Below are 20,012 nucleotides of genomic sequence, written 5' to 3'. Positions count from 1 at the left end.
CATGCGCCCGGAGCGATTGAGGTGTATAATTTTCCGCCTGGGAGGACATTGCCATGTACAAACACATGCTCGTGCCTACGGACGGGTCGCCGCTATCGACGGCGGCCGTGGAGAACAGCCTTTCCTTCGCGAAGGAGATCGGCGCGAAGGTTACCCTGCTGACAGTGATCGAACCGTTCCACATCCTCTCGGCCGATGCCGAACAGCTTGCCGGGACGCGCAGCACCTATGAAGAGCACGCCAAGGCCGAAGCCGAGAAGCATCTGGCCGCCCTGAAGGAAAAGGCCGGTTCGATGGGAGTCGCCTGCGACGCGGTCCATGCCGTCAGCGGCGAACCTTATCAGTGCATCATCGACACGGCGGTCGAAAACAATTGCGACCTGATCGCCATGGCCTCGCATGGACGCCGCGGCGTCAGCGCCCTGGTTCTCGGCAGCGTCACGATGAAAGTGCTGACGCATTCGAAGATCCCGGTGCTGGTCTATCGGTGACGGCGGGGTCGGCGCGGGGAAATTGGCGGCTCGGGCTCTGACCAGCCCCGGCCGGGGATTAATCTAGCCGATGAGGTTGGCGAAACGCACCGAATAGACCCGGTCGCGGCCGAGCAGGTGGGCGATGAGGGCGGTGCGGTCGAAGAGGCCGGTGAAGGCCTTGTGGCGGAGGTCGAGGCCGCCGGTGAGCACGCCGAAGGCCGGCATCATAAGTCGTATGCCGTCGCTGGCGAAGCAGGGACGGCGCACTGATTTTTCGCGGCGCCGCACGGTGGCGCAAGGATGCAGATGGCCGGCGACTTCGCCTTTGGCCGCGGCAAGGCTCGGCTCGTGGCGGAAGGTCAGCCCGCCATAGGCGAGTTCGTCGACCGAGATGCCGGGCAGGTTGGACGCGCCGTCCGGATCGTGATTGCCGTTGATCCAGATCCATTCGCGGCCGGCTGCCATCAGCGCGATGCGCTGGCGATAGGCCTCGGGCATCAGCGCCGAGCCGACCGGATCGTGGAAATTGTCGCCGAGGCTGACGACGATCTTCGGATCGTGGCGAAGGATCACCCCTTCGAGGATCTTCAACGTCGCGAGCGTGTCATAGGGCGGCAGGAGCTGGCCGCGCCGGGCGAAGGCGGCGCCCTTTTCGAGGTGCAGGTCGGAGACGACCAGCATGGACAGATCGGGAAGATAGAGCGCGCCGGAGGGATCGCAGACGGCGCTCACGCCGTGAAACGCGATCTCCACCGGGGGTGGCGTCTCGTCGGCGGCAAGGCGTCGTGCTGTCAAACTGGTCATTCCGTGTTCCCGGCCGCTTGGGCGGTTATGTGTCATCCCAACGAGGGCGAGAGCGGTCCGCCGTTGCTTCGCCCCCCTCATCCGGCGCTGCGCGCCACCTTCTCCCCGATGGGGAGAAGAGGGTCGAGGTCGGCTCTCGCGGCGGGCCCCATCGACCGTCAAAGCCCGGCCTCTTGCCGAAGAGGCCGGCGGGCGACTGCCCCCGCATTGCCGCGAATCAAGCCCCTCCCCCTTGTGGGGAGGGGTTGGGGAGGGGTCTTCCCCCACACGCAGCCGCATCAACCCTACCCCATGGCCTCGGCGATCAGGTCGTCGGCGGCTTCGGCCAGCAGGTGTTCGTGGGCCTCGCCGCCGGCGACCGATTCGCGGCCGATCTCCAGCATCACCGGCACGGCCAGCGGCGAGATGTGCTCCAGCCGCTTGTGGGTGATGTGGCCTTTGATTCTCTTTAGCATATCGGCGAGCCTGGCAATATCGAGAAGACCGGCGGCGGCATCCTGTCGCGTTGCCTGCATCAGGATGTGATCCGGCTCATGGCTGCGCAGCACGTCGTAGATGAGATCGGCGGAGACCGTCACCTGGCGGCCGCTCTTTTCCTTGCCCGGATGGCGCTTCTCGATCAGGCCGGCAATCACCGCACAGGTGCGGAAGGTGCGCTTCAGCATCCAGGATTCGGCAAGCCAGGCCTCGAGGTCGTCGCCCAGCATGTCCTCGTCGAACAGGTCGGCGAGCGCCAGGCGCCCCGAGGCGATCATCGTGCCCATGTCTTCCAGCCCCCAGATGCCGAGCGAATAGTCGGTGGCGACGAAGCCGAGGGGCTTGGCGCCCAGACGTTCCAGCCGGCGGGTGAGCAGCATGCCGAGCGTCTGGTGGGCAAGGCGGCCCTCGAAGGGATAGGCGACGAGGAAGAAGCGGTTGCCACGCGGAAAGGTCTCGATCAGCAGTTCGCCGCGCTTCGGCAGGACCGATTTTTCGCGCTGGATCTCCAGCCAGTCGCGCACCTGATCGGGCAGGCCCCTGCGACGCTCCGGATCGTCCAGCATGGCGCGCACCTGCTCTGCGAGATAGGTCGAGAGCGGGAACTTGCCGCCGTTATAGGCCGGGATCTTGGGGTCCAGCGAGAAGGCATTGGAGACGAGGCACTCATTGTCGCGCAGGGCCTCGAAGCGCAGCACCTTGCCGGAAAAGAGGAAAGTGTCGCCGGGGCTCAGCTGCTCGAAGAAATATTCCTCGACCTTGCCGAGCATCATGCCGCCGCGGCCGAGCGAGCCCAGATGGTTGCGCTTGACGAGGCGCACATTGAGCATCGGCGCCTCGACGATGGTGCCGAGGTTCAGGCGATATTGCTGAATGACCTGCGGATTGGAGACGCGCCAGCGGCCGTCTTTCGTCAGCCTAATGCGGGCATAGCGTTCATAGGTCTTCAGCGCATAGCCGCCGGTGGCGACGAAATCGACGATGCGGTCGAAAGTCTGGCGCGGCAGCGCTGCATAGGGCGAGGCACTCACCACCTCGGCATAGAGTTCGTCGGCGAGAAAGGGGGCGGCGCAGGCCATGCCGAGCACATGCTGGGCGAGCACATCGAGCGAGCCCTCGCCGACCGGCGGCGTGTCCTGGGCGCCGAGATAGTTGGCATCGAGGGCGGCCTGGCACTCCATGACCTCGAAGCGGTTGGCCGGAACCAGGATCGCCCGGCTCGGCTCGTCCATGCGGTGGTTGGCGCGGCCGATGCGCTGGGCAAGGCGCGATGCGCCCTTCGGCGCGCCGACATGAACGACAAGATCGACATCGCCCCAGTCGATGCCGAGATCGAGCGTCGAGGTGGCGACAACGGCCCGCAATTTGTTGTCGGCCATGGCGGCTTCGACCTTGCGGCGCTGAGCGACGTCGAGCGAGCCGTGATGAAGCGCGATCGGCAGGTTGTCGTCGTTGATCGTCCAGAGTTCCTGGAACAGCATTTCCGCCTGGGAACGGGTGTTGACGAAGATCAGCGCTGTGCGGAAGTCCTTCAGCACCGCATAGAGTTCCGGCATGGCATAGCGGGCGGAATGGCCCGACCACGGGATGCGCTCCTCGGTCGTCAGGATGGTGATGTTCGGCTTCGCGCCGCCCTCGACCGTGATCAGCCCGGCATGGCGCTCGCCCTCGGGCACCTGGGCGACCAGCCAGCGCTGCAGGTCGAGCGGTGAAGCGACGGTGGCCGAGAGGCCGATGGTGCTCAGAGACGGCGCGAGCCTCCGCAGCCGTGCCAGGCCGAGCGACAGCAGATGACCGCGCTTCGAGGTGACGAGCGAATGCAGTTCGTCGAAGATCACATAGCGCAGATCCTTGAAGAAGCGCTCGGCATCATTGGCGGAGATCAGGAGCGCCAGCTGTTCCGGCGTGGTGAGCAGGATATCGGGCGGGTTGAGCTTCTGGCGCTGGCGCTTTCCGCTCGGCGTGTCGCCGGTGCGGTTTTCGATCGAGATCGGCAGGCCCATCTCGGTGACGGGCTTCATCAGGTTGCGCTCGATGTCGACGGCGAGCGCCTTCAAGGGCGAGATGTAGAGCGTGTGGATGCCGGTAAACGGCGTGCCCGGGGCCGGGCGGCGGCGCTCGGCAAGTTCGGTCAGCGACGGCAGGAAGCCGGCGAGCGTCTTGCCGGCGCCGGTTGGGGCGATCAGCAGCAGGCTCTCGCCGGCGCGGGCGCGGGCGAGCAGTTCCAGCTGATGGGCACGCGGCTGCCAGCCCTTTTCCGCGAACCAGCGGAGGAAGGGCTTGGGAAGCGGGATTGCAGCCTCCCCCGGCTTGATGGAATCAGATGTCAGCACGTGCTGAAGGTAGTGAAGCGGACGGGGAAGAAAAGGGCGGCGGCGAAAAGCTCCGCCATGCCTTGCCGCCCATGGTCGCGTGGCATGGCTGCCCATCGGAGACCGACGGGCGTGTGCGCACACCGTCATCGGCCGGAGGCGCACTCACATCGCGATGTAGCGGTCCTTTCGGTGATTGATGGCGAGCGTGAGATTGAGCACGACGGCGCCGACGACCGAGCAGAAGATGATGTAGGGCGTGGCGACGAAGAAGGAGAAGATCAGCACCGTGCCGTCGAACACCAGTTGCACCAGGCCGGCGCGCCAGCCGAAACGGTCCTGCAGGTAGAGCGCCAGGATGCCGAAGCCGCCAAGGCTGGCGCGGTGGCGAAAGAGCGCCAAGAGGCCGGCGCCGATGACCAAACCGCCAAAAATGGCCGCGACCAGCGGGTCGATGTGGGAAATGCCGATGGCCCGCGGCACGGCTTCCGTGAGGAAGGAGGTGAACGCCACGGCGGCGAAGGTCTTCAGGGTGAAGCCGAGCCCGAAGCGGCGGAAGGCCAGCCAGTAGAAGGGCAGGTTGATGACGAAGAACAAAAGCCCGAAGGCATAGCCGGTGGCATAGTGCAGGAGGAAGGCGACACCGGTGGTGCCGCCGGTGAGCAGGCCGGCGCTCGACAGGAGCAGGACGCCGAGCGAGGCCATCATCGAGCCCGCCGCAAGGCCCTGGGCGTCGTCGACCAGCGAATGGCGATCCGGTGTCGATGTCAGCAGTGTCGCAAAGCTCGTTCTCGCCTCGGCCATTCCGGATTCCACCTGTTCTCTCGATCGTTTCTGCCGCATTCCATAGCCCTACCGGGCCGACTGCATCAAGACGGCAGTGCCCTGAACAGGAAGAGAAAAACGCCGGTCAGGGAACGTCGTCCTCGCCGGGCATGCCGCCCTCGCCTTCCCATCCCAGAAGCTGCCCTGTCTCCTGTTCGTTGAACTTCAATCTGAGACCGGGGCCGGCATCGGTCGGGGGCAGGAATTCCACGCCGAAATGCTCGATCGCCTGGCGCAGCTTGTCGCGCGCGGCGGCGTCGAGGTCCGAAAGGCCGTCCTCGAAGTTCGCCAGTGTTTCAACCTCGAGGCCGGCCTTCGTCGCCAGTTGCTGGCGATCGATCTTCGCAAGCGCGCGTGCGGCGTTCACAAGGGACGGGGTCAGGTCCATGGCGGTCTATCTCCTCTGTCGCCGGTCGTCGCACCGAGCTTATCGCAGATCCGCGATACAGACTAGCGCAGGGCGATGTAGCGGTCGGAACGGTGGTTGATCGCGAGGAAGAGGTTGAGCACGACGGCACCGAGCACCGAATAGGCGACGACCTGCGGGCTGACGACGGCAAAGGCGGTGGCCATGACGACGAGGTCGAAGGCGAGCTGGACGAGGCCGGCGCGGATGCCGAAACGATCCTGCACATAGACGGCGAGGATGCCCAAGCCACCGAGGCTTGCGCGGTGGCGGTAGAGCGCCAGAAGGCCGAAGCCCAGCAGCAGGCCGCCAAGCACCGCGGCCCAGACCGGGGCGATGCTCTCGATCACCAGGAAGCGGCTTTCGATCTCGACGAGGAACGAGGTGAAGCCGACGGCGGCGAAGGTCTTCAGGGTGAAATCAAGCCCGACGCGGCGCAGCGACAGGATGTAGAAGGGCAGGTTGAGAACGAAGAAGAGCAGGCCGAAGCTCAGGCCGCTCCAATAGTGCAGGACGAAGGCGAGGCCCGCCATGCCGCCGGTCAGAAGGCCGACCTTGGCCAGCAGATAGAGGCCGAGCGCGGCGATCATGCTGCCGGCAATGAGGCCCTGCAGGTCCTCGGCCGCTGTGTGGCGCGTCGGATTGGAATTCCAGATACCCAGCATGCTCGTCAAATGCGCCATGACACGTCTCCGAAAATGGCCTCCCGCAGTGCAACAAATACTCCGGATGCGCTGAGACGCAAGGGCGATAGGTAAGGAATGCTGACCTATCGATAAGTTCGCAATTTTCGATTCGATCAACGGGCCCGGATCGCAACAAACAGAATGCCGAAGACCGGTTTTCCGCCATCCATGCGAATGGTCGTCCGCTCGATTTCGCGGATCTCAAAGCCGGCCGCGGCAAGGGCGGCACGGACATAGGCTTCCGAATGCGCATAGCGCAGCGAGGGGGCGAGATGAAAGCCGTCCGGGGTGCCGGCATCCTCGACCGAAAAGGCGAAGAGCGCGCCGGGGCAGGCGAGTTCGGCGGCCAGCGAAAAGGCGTTCGTCAGGTCGCCGAGATACATCAGCACATCGGCGGCGGCGACGAGATCGGCGCGGCCGCGCGCCAGACCCTCGGCGAAGAGCTCCGAGCCATCGGCATCGAGCGACAGGTCGGAGCGCGCGAGGTGATCGTAGATCCCCTTCTCCTCGGCCTTGGCGAGCATGTTGGCCGAGAGATCGAAGCCTTCGAGCCGCTCGACGGTTGAGCGGATCTCCACGCCGAACAGGCCGGTGCCGCAGCCGAGGTCGACGGCGCAGTCAAACGGGCCGCCCTCGCCGCGCACCTTGCGCACCAGCGCCGCGAGCTTGCCCGGGACGGAATAGTCGAGGCGTTCGACGAGGGCCTGCTCGAAACGGTCGGCATAGTCGTCGAACAGGGCCTCGACATAACGGCTCGGCGGCTTGTCGGGCGTTTCGGTCGCTCCCAGAAGCGCCAGTTTCAATCCGGCGCCGAAGATGTCTTCCGGATCGAGCGCCAGCACTTGGCGCAGCGCCTCGGCCGCCTCTGCGCCAAGGCCCGCTTTCTCGCGATATTCGCCAAGGCGCAGCCAGCCGGCGGCCCAGGCGGGCGCCAGGTCCAGCGCCTGCTCCATCAATTCGGCCGCCGCCGCAGGATCGCCACTTTCGGCGAGCATCCGGGCATAGTCGGTGCGACGGTCGGCAATGACGTCGCCGGAGGAAAACTGGGTCGGCTGCATGGTGAAATCCCGTGGATCAGGCGGCACTTGACCGAAGAGCCGAAAAAACACAAGAGCTAAGTTGCCCGGCGCAAAGCCCATGCGTTCGCGCGCCTTGCTTGCGGGAAACGGCGCCGCTTCCTATGTGAGGACAAACAGGAGATTGCCATGGCCGATCAGGTCAACAGATTTCTCGGCGACACGCCGGGCCGCACGATTATCAAGCTCGTCGTCGTATCGCTGATCGTCGGCTTCATCATGCATGTATTCGGCATCTATCCGGTCGACATCCTCGAAGGCATCCGCCATTTCTTCATCGAGCTCTGGTATCGCGGTTTCGCCGCGCTCGGACGGGTCGGCGACTATCTCCTGCTCGGCGCGACCATCGTCATCCCGGTCTTCATCGTGCTGCGTCTGATCAGCGCAAGGAACTGAGATGCGGCCTGCGACTGTCCAGCCTCTTCCGCGGCGCACGCTGTTGATCCTCTCGGCCGGCGGCCTTGTCGCCGCGCTTGCCGGCTGCCGCAGCACCGACCTTCTGCCGACCGATGACGACCTCGCCGAGGTGCAGACCGAGGGCGCGCTGCCGATCGTCAACAGCCTGCGGCAGAAGAAGGGACTGGCGGGCCTCGCCCGCAAGCCCGAGGCCGAGGTCGCGGCCCTCGTCCAGGCGAAGCGCATGGCCAAGGCCGGGAAGATGTCGCATCTGATCGGCTTCAACGACAGTTTCCTGGAGCGCATGAAAGAGACCGAGGTGCCGCTGCCGGCGGCCGAGAACATCGCCACCGGCCAGGACAGCGTCGAGCGCGCCGTGCAGGCCTGGATCGATTCAAAGAGGCATCTCGACAACATGCTCGGCACCTATCAGGGCCTCGGGGTTGCCGTTGCGCGTCACCCCTCTTCCGCCAACCGCCCCTATTGGGCCATGGTGCTGTCGGCCTGAGCGATTCCCGCCCCGGCGCAAAGTCAGTGGGCGCAAGCATGGACACGAGAAGCCAGCCGGTTCGGATCATCGAAGTGACGCATCGATCGGTGCTTTCGATCGCCGTGCCGATGACGCTCGGCTATGTCACCACGCCGCTGCTCGGGCTCACCGACACGGCGGTGATCGGCCGCACCGGCGAGGCGGCAGCACTTGCCGGGCTCGCCATTGCCGCCGCCCTCTTCGACCTTTTGTTCGGCAGCCTGAATTTCCTGCGCGCCTCGACCACGGCGCTGGTGGCACAGGCTGCGGGTCGTGGCGACGCGCAGGAACTGTTTGCCGTCTTCTGGCGCTCGGTGGCGCTTTCGCTCGTCTTCGGCCTGTTGATCCTGGGATTGTCGTCGCTGATCATTTCCGGTGGCCTGAAGATGATGGGCGCCGAGGGCCGGGTTGCCGAAGCGGCGGCAACTTACATCGCCATCCGCATCCTTGCCGGCCCGGTGACGCTCATCAATTTCACCCTGCTCGGCTTCGTGCTGGGGCGGGGTCTCGGCTCGGTCGGGCTCGCCCTGCAGATCCTGCTCAACGGCATCAACATCGTCATGTCGATCCTGCTCGGCCTTACCTTCGGCCTCGGGATTGCCGGCGTCGCCTGGGGCACCGTGATCGGCGAGACGGTGGCGGCCCTTGCGGGTCTCGCCTTCGTCTTCTGGCGCTACGGGCAGGCAGCCGTGCCACGGCTTCTTATGCTGACCGACGCAACCAAGCTCAGGCAGCTCTTCCACCTCAACCGCGACATCCTGATCCGCACCTTCTCGCTGATCACCGCCTTCACCGTGATGACCCGGGTGGGGGCGAGCTTCGGTCCTGTGGCGCTTGCCGCCAATGCGGTGCTGATGAACTTCTTCATGATCTCGAGCTTCTATCTCGACGGCATTGCCACCGCCGCAGAGCAGATCGCCGGAGAGACGGTGGGCGCACGCTATCGGCCAGGCTTCGAGCGCGCGGTGAAGCTCACCGGCATCTGGTCGCTCGGGCTGGCGCTGGCAAGCCTTGCCTTCTTCCTTGGTCTCGGACCGTCGATCATCGGCTTCATCACCACGGCACAGGACGTGCGCGCCGCCGCCGAACTCTACCTGCCCTATGCGGCATTTACGGCGCTGACCGGCGCGCTCGCCTTCCAGATGGACGGCATCTTCATCGGCGCCACCTGGTCGCGCGAAATGCGCAACATGATGATCGTGGCGCTGGCCGGCTATCTGGCGACGCTCGCAGCGCTGGTTCCGAGCTTCGGCAATCACGGCCTGTGGATCGCGCTCAACGTGTTTCTGGCGCTGCGCGGCCTGCTGCTGTCGCGGCTCAAGCCCAAGCTCGATCAGACCTTCGCGGCGAGCCAGTAGCCGAGGCGGGTGTCGCGCAGGTCGCGGATCGAGGCGACCTTTTCCCGGTCGAGCAGCGCCGACAGCCCGCGCACGATGCGGGCCGGAAGACCGGGGCCTTCATAGACCATGCAGGAATAGAGCTGGACCAGATCGGCGCCGGCGCGGACCTTTTCCAGCGCCGTCTCGGCCGAGGACACGCCGCCGACGCCGATGATCGGCATGGCCGGGCCGACGCGGTGGCGCATGCGGGCCAGCACCGCCGTCGACTTGTCGAACAGCGGCTTGCCCGACAGCCCGCCGGCTTCGCCGGCGAAACGCGGATCGGTGAGGCCGTCGCGGGAAAGCGTGGTGTTGGAGACGATCAGCCCGTCGAGATCATGCGCCAACGCTTCAGCGGCGATGTCGTCCATGCCCTCCTCCGTCAGATCCGGTGCGACCTTGAGGAAGACCGGGCGGCGCAGGCCGGTCGCCGCGGCCATTTCGTCCCGGGCGGCGAGCACGGCCGACAAAAGCGCCGACAGGCTCTCGCGCGCCTGCAGGTCGCGCAGACCGGGCGTGTTGGGCGAGGAGATGTTGGCGGTGAAATAGGAGGCGACGCCGGCGAAACGGCGGATGCCCTCGACATAGTCGGCGATGCGGTCGGCGCTGTCCTTGTTGGCGCCGATATTGACGCCGACGATGCCGGCCGGCCTGCGGGCCAGCAGTCGGGCAAGGGCGGCGGCATGGCCCTCATTGTTGAAGCCGAGCCGGTTGATCACGGCCAGGTCCTTTTCCAGCCGGAAGATGCGCGGCTTGGGATTGCCGGCCTGCGGCTTCGGCGTCAGCGTGCCGACCTCGGCGAAACCGAAGCCGAGACGCAGAAGCGCGTCGGGCACTTCCGCATTCTTGTCATAGCCGGCGGCCATGCCGAGCGGATTGGGGAATTGGAGGCCCGCGACGGTGACGGCAAGCCGCGGGTCGGCCTTCAGCGCGCAGCCCGGCACGAGGCCGGATTTCAGCGCCGCGATCGACAGGCCGTGGGCGGTCTCGGCGTCGAACAGGAAGAGGCCCCGGCGGGCGATCGTCTTGAAGGCATCGATCATCGGTCCATCTCCGGAAAGACATGCTGGCCGTCCTCGCCGAGCGGCAGGGGCTTTTCCCACAGGACGGCATCGAGCGGCAGGCTGGCGTAGAGGTGGGGAAAGAGATCGCCGCCGCGCGACGGCTCGAAGCGTAGCGCCGCGCCGAGGGCGCCCGGATCGATGGCAACCAGCAGCAGGCCCTCGGCCCCGGCAAAGTGGCGCGCCGCCGTTTCGACCGCCTGGGCGGCGGTGGAAAAATGGATGTAGCCGTCGGTGAGATCGATCGCCGCCCCGCGAAATACTCCGTCGCGGCGCGCCTCATGCCATATTTCGCGCGGCACGATCTTGTATATGATCCGATCCAAGGGCCCGTCCTTCCATCAGCGGAAACTTCCGTTGGCGGTTTGCCGCAAACCGAACGGCTTGTCCACACGCCTGATGCGGCAAGGGACGAGCGGCCCCTGACGAATTCGAGGAGATCGCCGATGCGACCGATGCCGAACCTGCCGAAGACCCTTTTCCTCATTGCCGCGACGGCCACCGCAGCCCCGGCCTTCGCACAGGAAACAGATCTTGCGCGCTTCGCGCTGGAAAAGACCGAGGGGGGCTTCGTCCGCCTCGACCGCAAGACCGGGGCGCTGACGCTTTGCCAGGAAAAGGACGGCGCGCTCACCTGCCGCATGGCCGCCGACGAGCGCGCCGCCTACGAGGAAGACCTTACGCGGCTGGAAAAACGCGTCGAGGCGCTGGAGAAGAGCCTGGCTTCGGGCCGACCTCTGGCGAACGGCGAACCGCTGCCAAGCGACGAGGAGGTCGAGCGGTCGATCGGCATCATGGAACGCTTCATGCGCAGCTTCTTCGGTCTGGTGGAAGAGTTCAAGGCCAAGGAAGACGGCGCAACGCCCGACAAAACATAGACTATTGTTTATGTTCACAGCAGCGGCTAAATAGAGAAAGAGCCGCTTGCGCGGCATTCAAGACTTCGCTCTTGGGAGGGGGCTTCGACATGACGGCATCGACCTTCATCATTGCAGACGACCATCCGCTCTTTCGCGGCGCGTTGCGTCAGGCCGTCAGCCGCATCGAAGGGGAGCAGACAATCGTCGAGGCCGGTGACTTCGAGGCCGCGCGCAAGGCCGCAGCCAACCACCCCGACGCCGAACTGATGCTGCTCGATCTTTCCATGCCCGGCGTATCCGGCTTTTCCGGCCTGATGGCGCTTCGCGCCGAATTCGCCAGCCTGCCGATCGTCATCGTGTCGGCCAGCGACGACCCGACCACCATTCGCCGCGCGCTGGAACTCGGCGCCTCGGGCTTCATTTCCAAGTCGTCCGGCATCGACGACATCCGCGCCGCCATCCAGTCGGTTCTGGAAGGCGACATCTGGACGCCGAAGAACTATCAGGGCGGCCAGGAACAGGACCCCGACGTCGCCGACCTGATCAACCGGCTGCGAACGCTGACGCCGCAGCAGAGCCGCGTGCTCGGCATGCTGGGCGAAGGGCTGCTGAACAAGCAGATCGCCTATGAACTCGGTGTATCGGAAGCCACCATCAAGGCGCATGTCTCCGCGATCCTGCTGAAGCTCAAGGTGGACAGCCGCACCCAGGCCGTCATCCAGCTCGGCAAGATCAACATGGCCATGGTGGCCTGACCCGGGGTCACCTCCTCGAAACCGGCGCTCGATCGAGGATTTTATTCCTTTTCGACTTTACGGACATGACCAGATTGGCTAGAGTTCCGGCATCTTGCCGGGACGGGCCATAGGAGTGCCGTCGTCGCCGGCCCTGGAGCATGAGCGACAATGCTTTCGCATGATACCATCTGGGCCGCGATCGACAGGCTCGCCGAGCGCAACCAGTTGACCCCGTCGGGCCTGGCGCGTCGGGCGGGCCTCGACCCGACATCCTTCAACAAGTCGAAACGGACGGGACCGGACGGGCGCATGCGCTGGCCGTCGACCGAGTCCATTTCCAAGGTGCTGGAAGCGACCGGGACCGGTATCGACCAGTTCATGGGCTTCATCCAGCCGGAGTCGGGCGGAACGGTGCCGAACGGCGCCTTTCCGCCGCAGGCCGGTTCGATCCCGCTGCTCGGCTTTGCCCAGGCCGGCGCCGGCGGTTTCTTCGACGATGGCGGCTTTCCCGCCGGCCAGGGCTGGGACGTGGTCGAGTTTCCCGCCTCGCCGGCGCGCAAGTCCGGGGTTTATGCTCTGGAGGTGCAGGGCGACAGCATGAAGCCGCTCTACCGCGACGGCGACGTGCTGATCGTCGAGCCGGGCGCCCAGGTCAGGCGCGGCGACCGCGTGGTGGTCAAGACCCGCGATGGCGAAGTGATGGCCAAGGTGCTGGCCCGCCAGTCGGCGAAATCCATCGAGCTCATGTCGCTCAATCCGGAGCATCCGAACCGCACGCTCGAGATGACGGAAGTCGAATGGATCGCCCGGATCATCTGGGCCAGCCAGTAGGAAAATCGGCCTATGCGTCCCCTGACCACCTTCGTCATCGGCCTCGCCGGACTTGCCCTGTGGGCGACACTGCTGAGCCTGGCCGGCCGCACTATCGGCGAGCAGCCGGGTGAGACCTTCGAAATCGAGGACATGCCGCCGGAATGGGCCGAGGCAGCCCCTTCAGACGACCCCCTCGCGCCGGCGGAGAGCGGGATGCAGGCGCCGCCCGAGGCAGAGATTGTTCCGGACGCCGACCTGCCGGGCAACCAGCCAACAGGGATGCCGCCGGCCGGCGCGGCGGATCAGGCAAGTCCTTCGCCGAGCGCCACTGACAGCCTCGAGGTGCGTCCGGTCAGCCCCGAATTCTTCGCTTCGCCGCTCAACCAGGCGGCCGGCCCGCTCGAGCGGATCGACCCCCTCCAGCCGCCCGCCGAGAAGACGCCGGAACGCGTCAGGCTGGTGCTTCTGCCGCGGCCGGAATCGGTCGAGGCCGGGCTGATCGCCTTCGGCTCGCGCAACCTGAAGCTCTCCGACATCACCACCACCGACCGCATGCGCGTCTGCCCGACGTCGAAGGGCGGCGACTGGCCGTGCGGCATGGTGGCCCGCACCCAGCAACGGCTCTTCCTGCGCAATCGCACCATCGCCTGCGACGCCGACAGCGCCGAGTGGGAAGGCACGATCGAGGCCCACTGCCAGGTGGGCGAACTCGACATTGCCAGATGGCTCGCGGAGAACGGCTGGGTGGAGGCGCCGGAAGGCTCGCCGCTTGGCGGTCTGGTGGAAAAGGCGCGCAGCGAACGCCGCGGCATCTTCGGCGACGACCAGCGTTGAGACGGGCCGGCTTGAAAGCGCTGGCGGCAATCCCTAATCTGCGAGAAAACAACGAGGAATACCCAAGAGATGACAACACCCGTAACGCCGCATGACGCTCTGATCTTCGTCATGGTGATGGCCTCCGCCGTCGACAATTCGATGAACGACAAGGAGTTGCGCCGCATCGGCCAGCTGATCGACCTCTTGCCGATCTTCGACGGGTTCGACAAGGACGGGCTGATCGAGGTTTCCCAGCGCTGCGCCGACATCCTGGCCGGCCCGGAAGGTCTGGACATCGCGCTCGAGGTCATCCGCGACGCCTTGCCGGCCCACTCCCATGATACGGCCTATGCGCTAGCCGTCGAGGTCATGGCCGTCGACATGGCCGTAAAGCCCGAGGAGATCCGGTTGCTGCAATTGCTTCGCGACCGGCTGAAGCTCGACAAGCTGACCTGTGCGGCGATCGAGCACAGCGCGATCGCCCGCTACCGCCCGCTCTGATACTCAACGCCCCGGTGTACTCCGGGGCAGGGTCGGCTACGGCAGGTCGCGTGGATTGATATTGACGCGACCTGCGACAGGCTTCTGTTTTTGCATGTCGTCTTGGCAAGACCGCTGCTCAGCTTCGCGAGACATGCTCTAGAAAAGCCCATAGGGAAAATAGCGCAGATAGATCTCCTGGAGCCGGCCATTGCGCGACAGTGCCGCGAGCGCACTGTCGAAGGCCGAGGCCAGCGCCGGGTCGTCACGCCGGACCATGATCGTCAGCCCCTCCCCCAGGAAGCGCTCGGACAGATAGGCGCCGCCGAGAAGGGCGCAGCAGCCACCCGAGGCCTCGCCGGCCGTCCAGAAGGACAGCTGCAGCGAATCGGCGAAGACCGCCTCGATCTTCTTGCCCTTCAGATCCTCCAGCATCCGGTCGCGATCGGCAAACCCGACAGGCTCGATATTCGGGAAAAAGGCCCTCAACATCGCCTCGTGCGCCGTGCCGCTGACCACGCCGACCCGACGGCCGAACAGGGCGTTGGCGTCTTCTCCGGCGAAAGCCGCCTGCTTGTGACGGGCAAAGCGCGCCGGCAGTTGCATATAAGGCCGGCTGAAGGCGAAACGGCCGCGCAGATCGTCGTTCACCGCAATCCCAGCCATCACAGCGTCGCCCTGGCCGCCGTCGAGCGCGCCCTCCAGTTCGGCAAAGGGCAGCGCCTGGATCTGGCATTTCGCCTCGATACCGAGTTCGGCGCAGAGGGCGCGGGCCAGTTCGACATGAAAGCCCGAGAGCCGGCCCGTCTGGTCGGCAAAATTGAAGGGCGGAAAATCCGTCGTCGTCAGGAAACGCAGGCGCAAAAGGCCGGACAGGTCGGGGCGTGGCAGACGCTCGCGCGCATCGAAGAGCACCGGCAGATCGTCGGCCCGCGACGATTGCGGCGTGCCCAAGGCCACAAGAAGCGCACACGCGATTGCAACTAAAATGCGGGCCCCCTGAAAATGCAGGGATGAAACTAATGCGTGTATCATTATGATCCGCTTCGGGGATAGCTGGGACGTCATCGACTGATGACGGTGTAACAGAATCATGCTGCTCGGGGAATATGGCGGCCGTTCGGAAGCGGCCGCCGGGGGATTCAATGCTGCATTGCATGGAGTGCCTGTCCCCGGAGAACCGGCCGGGGACGGCGCGGGCCTTGCCGCGCTGCGCGGCGAAGCGCTGGTGCTGAAATCGCTCGGGCTTGCCAAACCCCTGATCGCGCGCATGGCAAGGCGAGCGACGAGCCATGGCACGACGATCGAGGAGGAACTGCTGGCGAGCGGCCACGTCGAGGAGGCGGCCTATTACGGCGCCCTGGCGCGGCTGGCCGGTCTCGCCTTTGTCGACACGATCCCGGACGGCGCGGTGGTCGACAGCCCGGGGCTGGACAGCCAGCTCACCCGCCCCTGCTGCGTGCGGCTTCACGACAAGGCCCGCCCCCCGCTCACCCTGATCGCGCCTCAGGCACGACGCATAGACCATCTTCTATCCAGCCTTTCCCGCCACCCCGCCCTTCGCCAGTCGCTGGCGATCGCCACGCCATCGACGATCCGGCAGGCGGTCTGGAAGACGGGCGCAGAACGACGCGCACGCGCGACCGTCAGCCGGCTGTTCGAGGAGAGCCCGGCTTTTTCGGCCCGCACGGTGCTGACCGGGCACCAGGGCTTCTGGGCCGGCGTCGCCCTCAGCGGCACCTTCGCCTTCCTCCTTATCGTGCCGGCCCTTGCGGCGGTTCTGCTCCACCTGGCGCTCTCGCTGCTCTATCTGGCAGCGCTATGCCTGCGTCTCGCCGCTTTGGTCCATGGGCATCGAACCGCGCGAAAGCGCCCGGCCCAGCCTCCGGCGCTCGCGATCGAGGGCGCCCTGCCCGTCTATTCGGTGATGGTGGCGCTCTACCGCGAGGCCGAGATCGCTCCACAACTGCTCGCGGCGCTGGACCGTCTCGACTGGCCGCGTTCCCGGCTCGACATCAAGCTGGTCTGCGAGGCGGACGATACCGAGACACTCTCGGCCATCCGGGCGCTGAAACCGCCCCGTCACATCGAGATCGTCGAAGTGCCGCCGATGACGCCGCGGACCAAGCCGAAGGCGCTCGGCTATGCGCTTCCCGGCGTGCGCGGCGATTATGTGGCGATCTTCGATGCCGAGGACCGGCCGCATCCCGACCAGTTGAAGGAAGCCTACCACACCTTCCGCGCGGCGCCGGAGGACATCGTCTGCCTTCAGGCGCCGCTCGTCATCGCCAACATGCACGAATCCTTTACCAGCGCGCTGTTTGCCCTCGAATATGCCGCCCTGTTTCGCCGCATGCTGCCGGTTCTGGCGCGCTATCGCATGCCGCTGCCGCTCGGCGGCACCTCCAACCATTTTCGCACCGGCCCCTTAAGGGCAGTCGGCGGCTGGGATCCGTTCAATGTTACCGAAGACGCCGATCTCGGCATGCGGCTCTACCGCTTCGGCTACCGTTCGGCAACGATCCGCCGGCAGACGCTGGAGGATGCGCCGACGACGACCGGGGTCTGGCTCGGCCAGCGGACCCGCTGGTTCAAGGGATGGTTGCAGACCTGGCTGGTGATGATGCGCGATCCGCGCCGGACGATCGACGAAATGGGACTGGCCGCCTTTGCGACGTTCCAGCTGCTGATCGGCGGCATGCTGATCTCGGCGCTCAGCCATCCGCTCATCATCGTCTTCCTTGTCTCCTCCTGCATGGCGATGCTGCAGAAGCCGGCCGAGGCGATCGGCGCCTTCGAGGCTGCGCTCTTCGTCATCGACCTCACCAACATCTTCGGCAGCTATGCCGCCTTCGTGGCCCTGGGCCTGACGACAATGACCGCTCACGAGCAAAGGCTGATCGGCTGTCGCTGGATGGGCGTCCCGCTCTACTGGATGATGACCTCGTTCGCCGCGTGGAAGGCGGTCATCGAATTGCGCTGCAAGCCGTTCTTCTGGAACAAGACACCGCATCAGCCGCGCCGAGCCACGGACTCAGCAGAGAGCCGGGAGGGAAGGCAACAGGCAGGCGAACCCCAACTCTCCGGCACTGTCGCGACTTGACCCCGATCCGACGAGAGGGCACTGCTTTTGCAGTGCAACCGGCCATCCAGGAGAGGGCTAAGTGGCGGGGACGGACGCAAAGGGCGAAATGGCCCAATGGCGAAGGCTGCCGGGGGCGATCTGGGCGATCGGCTTCGTCTCGCTGTTCATGGACATTTCCTCGGAGATGATCCACGCCGTGCTGCCGCTCTACCTGGTGACGGTGCTCGGCACCTCGACGCTGACGGTGGGCATCATCGAGGGCATCGCCGAGGCGACCGCGGCGATTACCAAGGTGTTTTCCGGCGCGCTCAGCGACTGGCTGGGAAAGCGCAAGTTGCTGGCGGCCCTCGGCTACGGGCTTGCCGCCCTCACCAAGCCGATCTTCCCGCTCGCAACGAGCATCACCTGGCTGATCGCCGCCCGCTTCATCGACCGCATCGGCAAGGGCATCCGCGGCGCACCGCGCGACGCGCTGGTTGCCGACATATCCCCGCCGGACCTGCGCGGCGCGAGCTTCGGGCTCCGGCAGTCGCTCGACACGCTGGGCGCGCTGCTCGGTCCCCTGCTTGCCATCGCCTTCATGTGGGCCTTCAGCAATGATTTCAGCCTCGTCTTCTGGATCGCCGTCATTCCGGCCTTCATCTCGGCCGGGCTGATCATCGTCGCAGTGAAGGAGCCCAAGCGGGAGGCGCCCCTGCGCAAGGTGCGCATGCCCCTCAGCCGCCACGAACTTGGGCGGCTCAGCGCCGATTACTGGTGGGTGGTCGCGGTCGCGTCCGCCTTCACGCTCGCCCGGTTCAGCGAGGCCTTCCTCGTGCTCAAGGGGCAGGATATCGGCCTGTCGCTCGCGCTCGTTCCGGTGGTGATGGTGGTGATGAATGTCGCCTATTTCCTCTCCGCCTATCCGGTCGGCGCGCTTTCGGACCGGATGAGCCGGACGAAACTGCTCGTCTTCGGCCTTGCCCTGCTGCTCGCCGCCGATCTCGTGCTCGCCTTTTCCTCAAGCCTGACCGGTCTCGTGCTCGGCGCCACGCTCTGGGGCCTGCATATGGGCTTCACGCAGGGGCTGCTTTCGACGCTCGTTGCCGATACTGCACCGGCCGAACTCCGCGGCACGGCGTTTGGCGTGTTCAACCTCATCACCGGCGTGGTGCTTCTGGCCGCAAGCGTCATCGCCGGCCTGCTGTGGGATGCGACCGGCCCGAGAGGCACATTCCTCGCAGGCGCCGGCTTCACCCTCATGACGCTTGCGGGACTTGCGTTTTTGGAAGCCAGGCGTCGGCGCAACGCAAACGGGGCGGCTAAAAGCGCAAACGACAAACAGACGCCAGAAAACGCACGGTAAAACCGTGGTTTGCTCGCGGCGGCACAACGGACCCAGGTCACTGGAAGGGTAGCTGGAGCGGGTGAAGGGAATCGAACCCTCGTATTCAGCTTGGGAAGCTGCTGCTCTACCATTGAGCTACACCCGCGCGGCCCGCACAGTTCCAACAGATGCGGCGGCCTGTCAAGAGCGAAAGCCGTCGATCAACCGCGGTTCAGCCGAGACGGAAATGCTTGGACAGCTTCAACCCTTGCGCCTGGTAGTTGGAGCCGAGGCCGGAGCCGTAGAGGCCTTCCGGGCGTTCCTGCATGTGCTCGTAGACGAGGCGGCCGATCACCTGGCCATGCTCGAGGATGAAGGGAACTTCGTGACTGCGCACTTCGAGCACGGCGCGGCTTCCCGAACCGCCGGCGGCGGCATGGCCGAAACCGGGATCGAAGAAGCCGGCATAATGCACGCGGAACTCGCCGACCAATGGATCGTAGGGCGTCATTTCTGCCGCATAGAGCGGCGGCACATGCACCGCCTCGTTGGAGACGAGAATGTAGAACTCGTCCGGATCAAGGATGAGTTCGTCGGCGCCGCGGCTGTAGAGCGGTTCCCAGAAGTCGAGTACGTCGTGGGCCGCCTTCTTGTCGACGTCGATCACGCCGGTATGGTGCTTGCCGCGATAGCCGATCAGGCCGTCATCGCCGGTGCCCTTCAGGTCGATCGACAGAGCGATGCCGCCGCCCGAGACGTTGGGCGCTTCGCTGGCGACCAGCGTTTCCGCCGCATGCAGGTCGAGCAGTTCGCGCTCGCCGAGCAGCGCCTGGCCGACGCGGAAGCGGATCTGCGACAGGCGCGAGCCGCGCCGAACGATGACCGGGAAGGTGCGCGGGGAAATCTCCAGATAGAGCGGCCCCTTGTAGCCGGCCGGGATCTTGTCGAATTCCTGGGCGTAGTCGACCATGACGCGGGTGAAGATGTCGAGGCGGCCGGTCGAGCTCTTCGGATTGGCCGATGCCGACATCGCGGCCGGCAGGTCGAGGCTCTCCATCAGGGGCACGATATAGACGCAGCCGGTCTCCAGAACGGCGCCGTTTTCCAGATCGATCTCGTGCAGGGTCAGCCGTTCGAGCTTGTCGGCGACCGTGTGGGCGCGCCCCGGCATGAAGCTCGCACGCACGCGCAGGGCCTTTGCGCCCAAGCGAAGGTCGAGGCTGGCGGGCTGGATCTGGTCATGATCGAGCATCATCTCGCTCATCAGCCGGCCTTCGCCGAAGAGCGTGCCGATGGCGCTGTCCGAGAGAATGCCCGTGGTCCTGGTCATCATTTCGTCTTCCTGTTTGGGCCAGACAAAACCAAAGTCGAGGAATTGACGCAAGCCCGCGATGGGCGTATGGCAGGCTTATCCCGTGGTGATTTGGCCGGTCGGCTTGCAGCCACGTTAAACAAATGGCTAAAGTGACCGGGTGCTAGAAACCGGTCCGA

Annotated in this window: 21 protein-coding genes, 1 tRNA gene and 1 riboswitch; of the genes, 11 read left to right on the top strand and 11 right to left on the bottom strand. The window is 65.6% G+C overall.

Annotated elements, in window-relative coordinates; genetic code table 11:
* Positions 1-53: 53 nt before the first annotated feature.
* Positions 54-491: a universal stress protein gene (locus tag DYZ14_RS20365; RefSeq protein ID WP_154722387.1), complete on the top strand. Its 438-nt coding sequence runs from the start codon at positions 54-56 to the stop codon at positions 489-491.
* Between the two features lie 63 nt (positions 492-554).
* Here the strand turns inward: DYZ14_RS20365 and pdeM are convergent, their stop codons facing one another.
* The 6 genes from pdeM to DYZ14_RS20335 all read right to left on the bottom strand — a co-directional run bounded on the left by pdeM (position 555) and on the right by DYZ14_RS20335 (position 7,041).
* Positions 555-1,277, bottom strand: coding sequence for a ligase-associated DNA damage response endonuclease PdeM (gene pdeM / locus DYZ14_RS20360; protein ID WP_154722386.1), 723 nt, complete (start codon positions 1,275-1,277; stop codon positions 555-557).
* Between the two features lie 284 nt (positions 1,278-1,561).
* Positions 1,562-4,069, bottom strand: a complete 2,508-nt coding sequence (locus DYZ14_RS20355; RefSeq protein WP_232365619.1) for a ligase-associated DNA damage response DEXH box helicase — start codon at positions 4,067-4,069, stop codon at positions 1,562-1,564.
* Between the two features lie 162 nt (positions 4,070-4,231).
* Entirely contained in the window at positions 4,232-4,870 is a 639-nt protein-coding gene (locus DYZ14_RS20350) for a YitT family protein (protein WP_154722384.1), read from the bottom strand.
* 106 nt (positions 4,871-4,976) lie between these two features.
* The gene (locus DYZ14_RS20345) at positions 4,977-5,279 is read right to left on the bottom strand and encodes a hypothetical protein (RefSeq protein ID WP_154722383.1); all 303 of its coding nucleotides are present in this window, start codon (positions 5,277-5,279) and stop codon (positions 4,977-4,979) included.
* 62 nt (positions 5,280-5,341) lie between these two features.
* On the bottom strand, positions 5,342-5,980 hold the full coding sequence (locus tag DYZ14_RS20340; RefSeq protein WP_115668526.1) for a YitT family protein: 639 nt from the start codon (positions 5,978-5,980) through the stop codon (positions 5,342-5,344).
* Positions 5,981-6,096: 116 nt separating this feature from the next.
* Entirely contained in the window at positions 6,097-7,041 is a 945-nt protein-coding gene (locus DYZ14_RS20335) for a class I SAM-dependent DNA methyltransferase (protein WP_154722382.1), read from the bottom strand.
* Positions 7,042-7,188: 147 nt separating this feature from the next.
* On the opposite strand from DYZ14_RS20335, the gene DYZ14_RS20330 reads away from it, so the two are divergent.
* From DYZ14_RS20330 to DYZ14_RS20320, 3 genes are read left to right on the top strand one after another with little or no spacing between them, the layout of a single operon-like run.
* Entirely contained in the window at positions 7,189-7,455 is a 267-nt protein-coding gene (locus tag DYZ14_RS20330; protein WP_028738887.1) for a DUF6460 domain-containing protein, read from the top strand.
* A gap of 1 nt (position 7,456) precedes the next feature.
* Entirely contained in the window at positions 7,457-7,963 is a 507-nt protein-coding gene (locus DYZ14_RS20325; RefSeq protein WP_154722381.1) for a CAP domain-containing protein, read from the top strand.
* 38 nt (positions 7,964-8,001) lie between these two features.
* Positions 8,002-9,342, top strand: coding sequence for an MATE family efflux transporter (locus DYZ14_RS20320; RefSeq protein ID WP_154722380.1), 1,341 nt, complete (start codon positions 8,002-8,004; stop codon positions 9,340-9,342).
* Here DYZ14_RS20320 and DYZ14_RS20315 read toward each other — a convergent pair.
* Positions 9,318-10,406 (bottom strand): quinone-dependent dihydroorotate dehydrogenase, encoded by a 1,089-nt coding sequence (locus DYZ14_RS20315; protein ID WP_154722379.1) that lies wholly within the window; start codon positions 10,404-10,406, stop codon positions 9,318-9,320. The two genes, DYZ14_RS20320 and DYZ14_RS20315, sit on opposite strands and share 25 nt — an antisense overlap.
* Positions 10,403-10,750 (bottom strand): DUF952 domain-containing protein, encoded by a 348-nt coding sequence (locus tag DYZ14_RS20310; RefSeq protein ID WP_154722378.1) that lies wholly within the window; start codon positions 10,748-10,750, stop codon positions 10,403-10,405. Before DYZ14_RS20310 ends, DYZ14_RS20315 begins: the two co-directional genes overlap by 4 nt.
* Before the next feature lie 120 nt (positions 10,751-10,870).
* Between DYZ14_RS20310 and DYZ14_RS20305 the strand changes: the two genes are divergently transcribed.
* From DYZ14_RS20305 to DYZ14_RS20285, 5 genes are all read left to right on the top strand, one after another.
* Positions 10,871-11,302: a hypothetical protein gene (locus DYZ14_RS20305; protein WP_445292579.1), complete on the top strand. Its 432-nt coding sequence runs from the start codon at positions 10,871-10,873 to the stop codon at positions 11,300-11,302.
* An 89-nt stretch (positions 11,303-11,391) separates the two neighbouring features.
* The gene (locus DYZ14_RS20300) at positions 11,392-12,039 is read left to right on the top strand and encodes a response regulator (RefSeq protein ID WP_154722377.1); all 648 of its coding nucleotides are present in this window, start codon (positions 11,392-11,394) and stop codon (positions 12,037-12,039) included.
* Between the two features lie 150 nt (positions 12,040-12,189).
* Positions 12,190-12,852 carry a S24 family peptidase gene (locus DYZ14_RS20295; RefSeq protein WP_115668532.1) on the top strand — a complete coding sequence of 221 codons (663 nt, stop codon included), beginning with the start codon at positions 12,190-12,192 and terminating at the stop codon, positions 12,850-12,852.
* A gap of 12 nt (positions 12,853-12,864) precedes the next feature.
* Positions 12,865-13,668, top strand: a complete 804-nt coding sequence (locus DYZ14_RS20290) for a thermonuclease family protein (RefSeq protein WP_154722376.1) — start codon at positions 12,865-12,867, stop codon at positions 13,666-13,668.
* A gap of 69 nt (positions 13,669-13,737) precedes the next feature.
* Positions 13,738-14,151 carry a tellurite resistance TerB family protein gene (locus tag DYZ14_RS20285; RefSeq protein WP_115668534.1) on the top strand — a complete coding sequence of 138 codons (414 nt, stop codon included), beginning with the start codon at positions 13,738-13,740 and terminating at the stop codon, positions 14,149-14,151.
* A gap of 138 nt (positions 14,152-14,289) precedes the next feature.
* Here the strand turns inward: DYZ14_RS20285 and DYZ14_RS20280 are convergent, their stop codons facing one another.
* Positions 14,290-15,165, bottom strand: a complete 876-nt coding sequence (locus DYZ14_RS20280; protein WP_154722375.1) for a transporter substrate-binding domain-containing protein — start codon at positions 15,163-15,165, stop codon at positions 14,290-14,292.
* Between the two features lie 58 nt (positions 15,166-15,223).
* Between DYZ14_RS20280 and DYZ14_RS20275 the strand changes: the two genes are divergently transcribed.
* Positions 15,224-17,233: a glycosyltransferase gene (locus DYZ14_RS20275; protein ID WP_154722374.1), complete on the top strand. Its 2,010-nt coding sequence runs from the start codon at positions 15,224-15,226 to the stop codon at positions 17,231-17,233.
* 88 nt (positions 17,234-17,321) lie between these two features.
* Positions 17,322-18,560, top strand: a complete 1,239-nt coding sequence (locus DYZ14_RS20270; RefSeq protein WP_154722400.1) for an MFS transporter — start codon at positions 17,322-17,324, stop codon at positions 18,558-18,560.
* Between the two features lie 53 nt (positions 18,561-18,613).
* Here DYZ14_RS20270 and DYZ14_RS20265 read toward each other — a convergent pair.
* Positions 18,614-18,687: transfer RNA gene (locus DYZ14_RS20265), tRNA-Gly, on the bottom strand.
* Between the two features lie 66 nt (positions 18,688-18,753).
* Positions 18,754-19,851, bottom strand: a complete 1,098-nt coding sequence (locus DYZ14_RS20260; protein WP_154722399.1) for a 2'-deoxycytidine 5'-triphosphate deaminase — start codon at positions 19,849-19,851, stop codon at positions 18,754-18,756.
* Positions 19,852-19,926: 75 nt separating this feature from the next.
* Positions 19,927-20,005: riboswitch (SAM riboswitch) on the top strand.
* Positions 20,006-20,012 lie beyond the last annotated feature (7 nt).

The organism is Ciceribacter sp. T2.26MG-112.2, assembly GCF_900492205.1.
Lineage (GTDB): Bacteria > Pseudomonadota > Alphaproteobacteria > Rhizobiales > Rhizobiaceae > Allorhizobium > Allorhizobium naphthalenivorans_A.
Note: the sequence above shows the minus strand (reverse complement) of the source record. Positions and strands in the feature narration are given on the sequence as shown.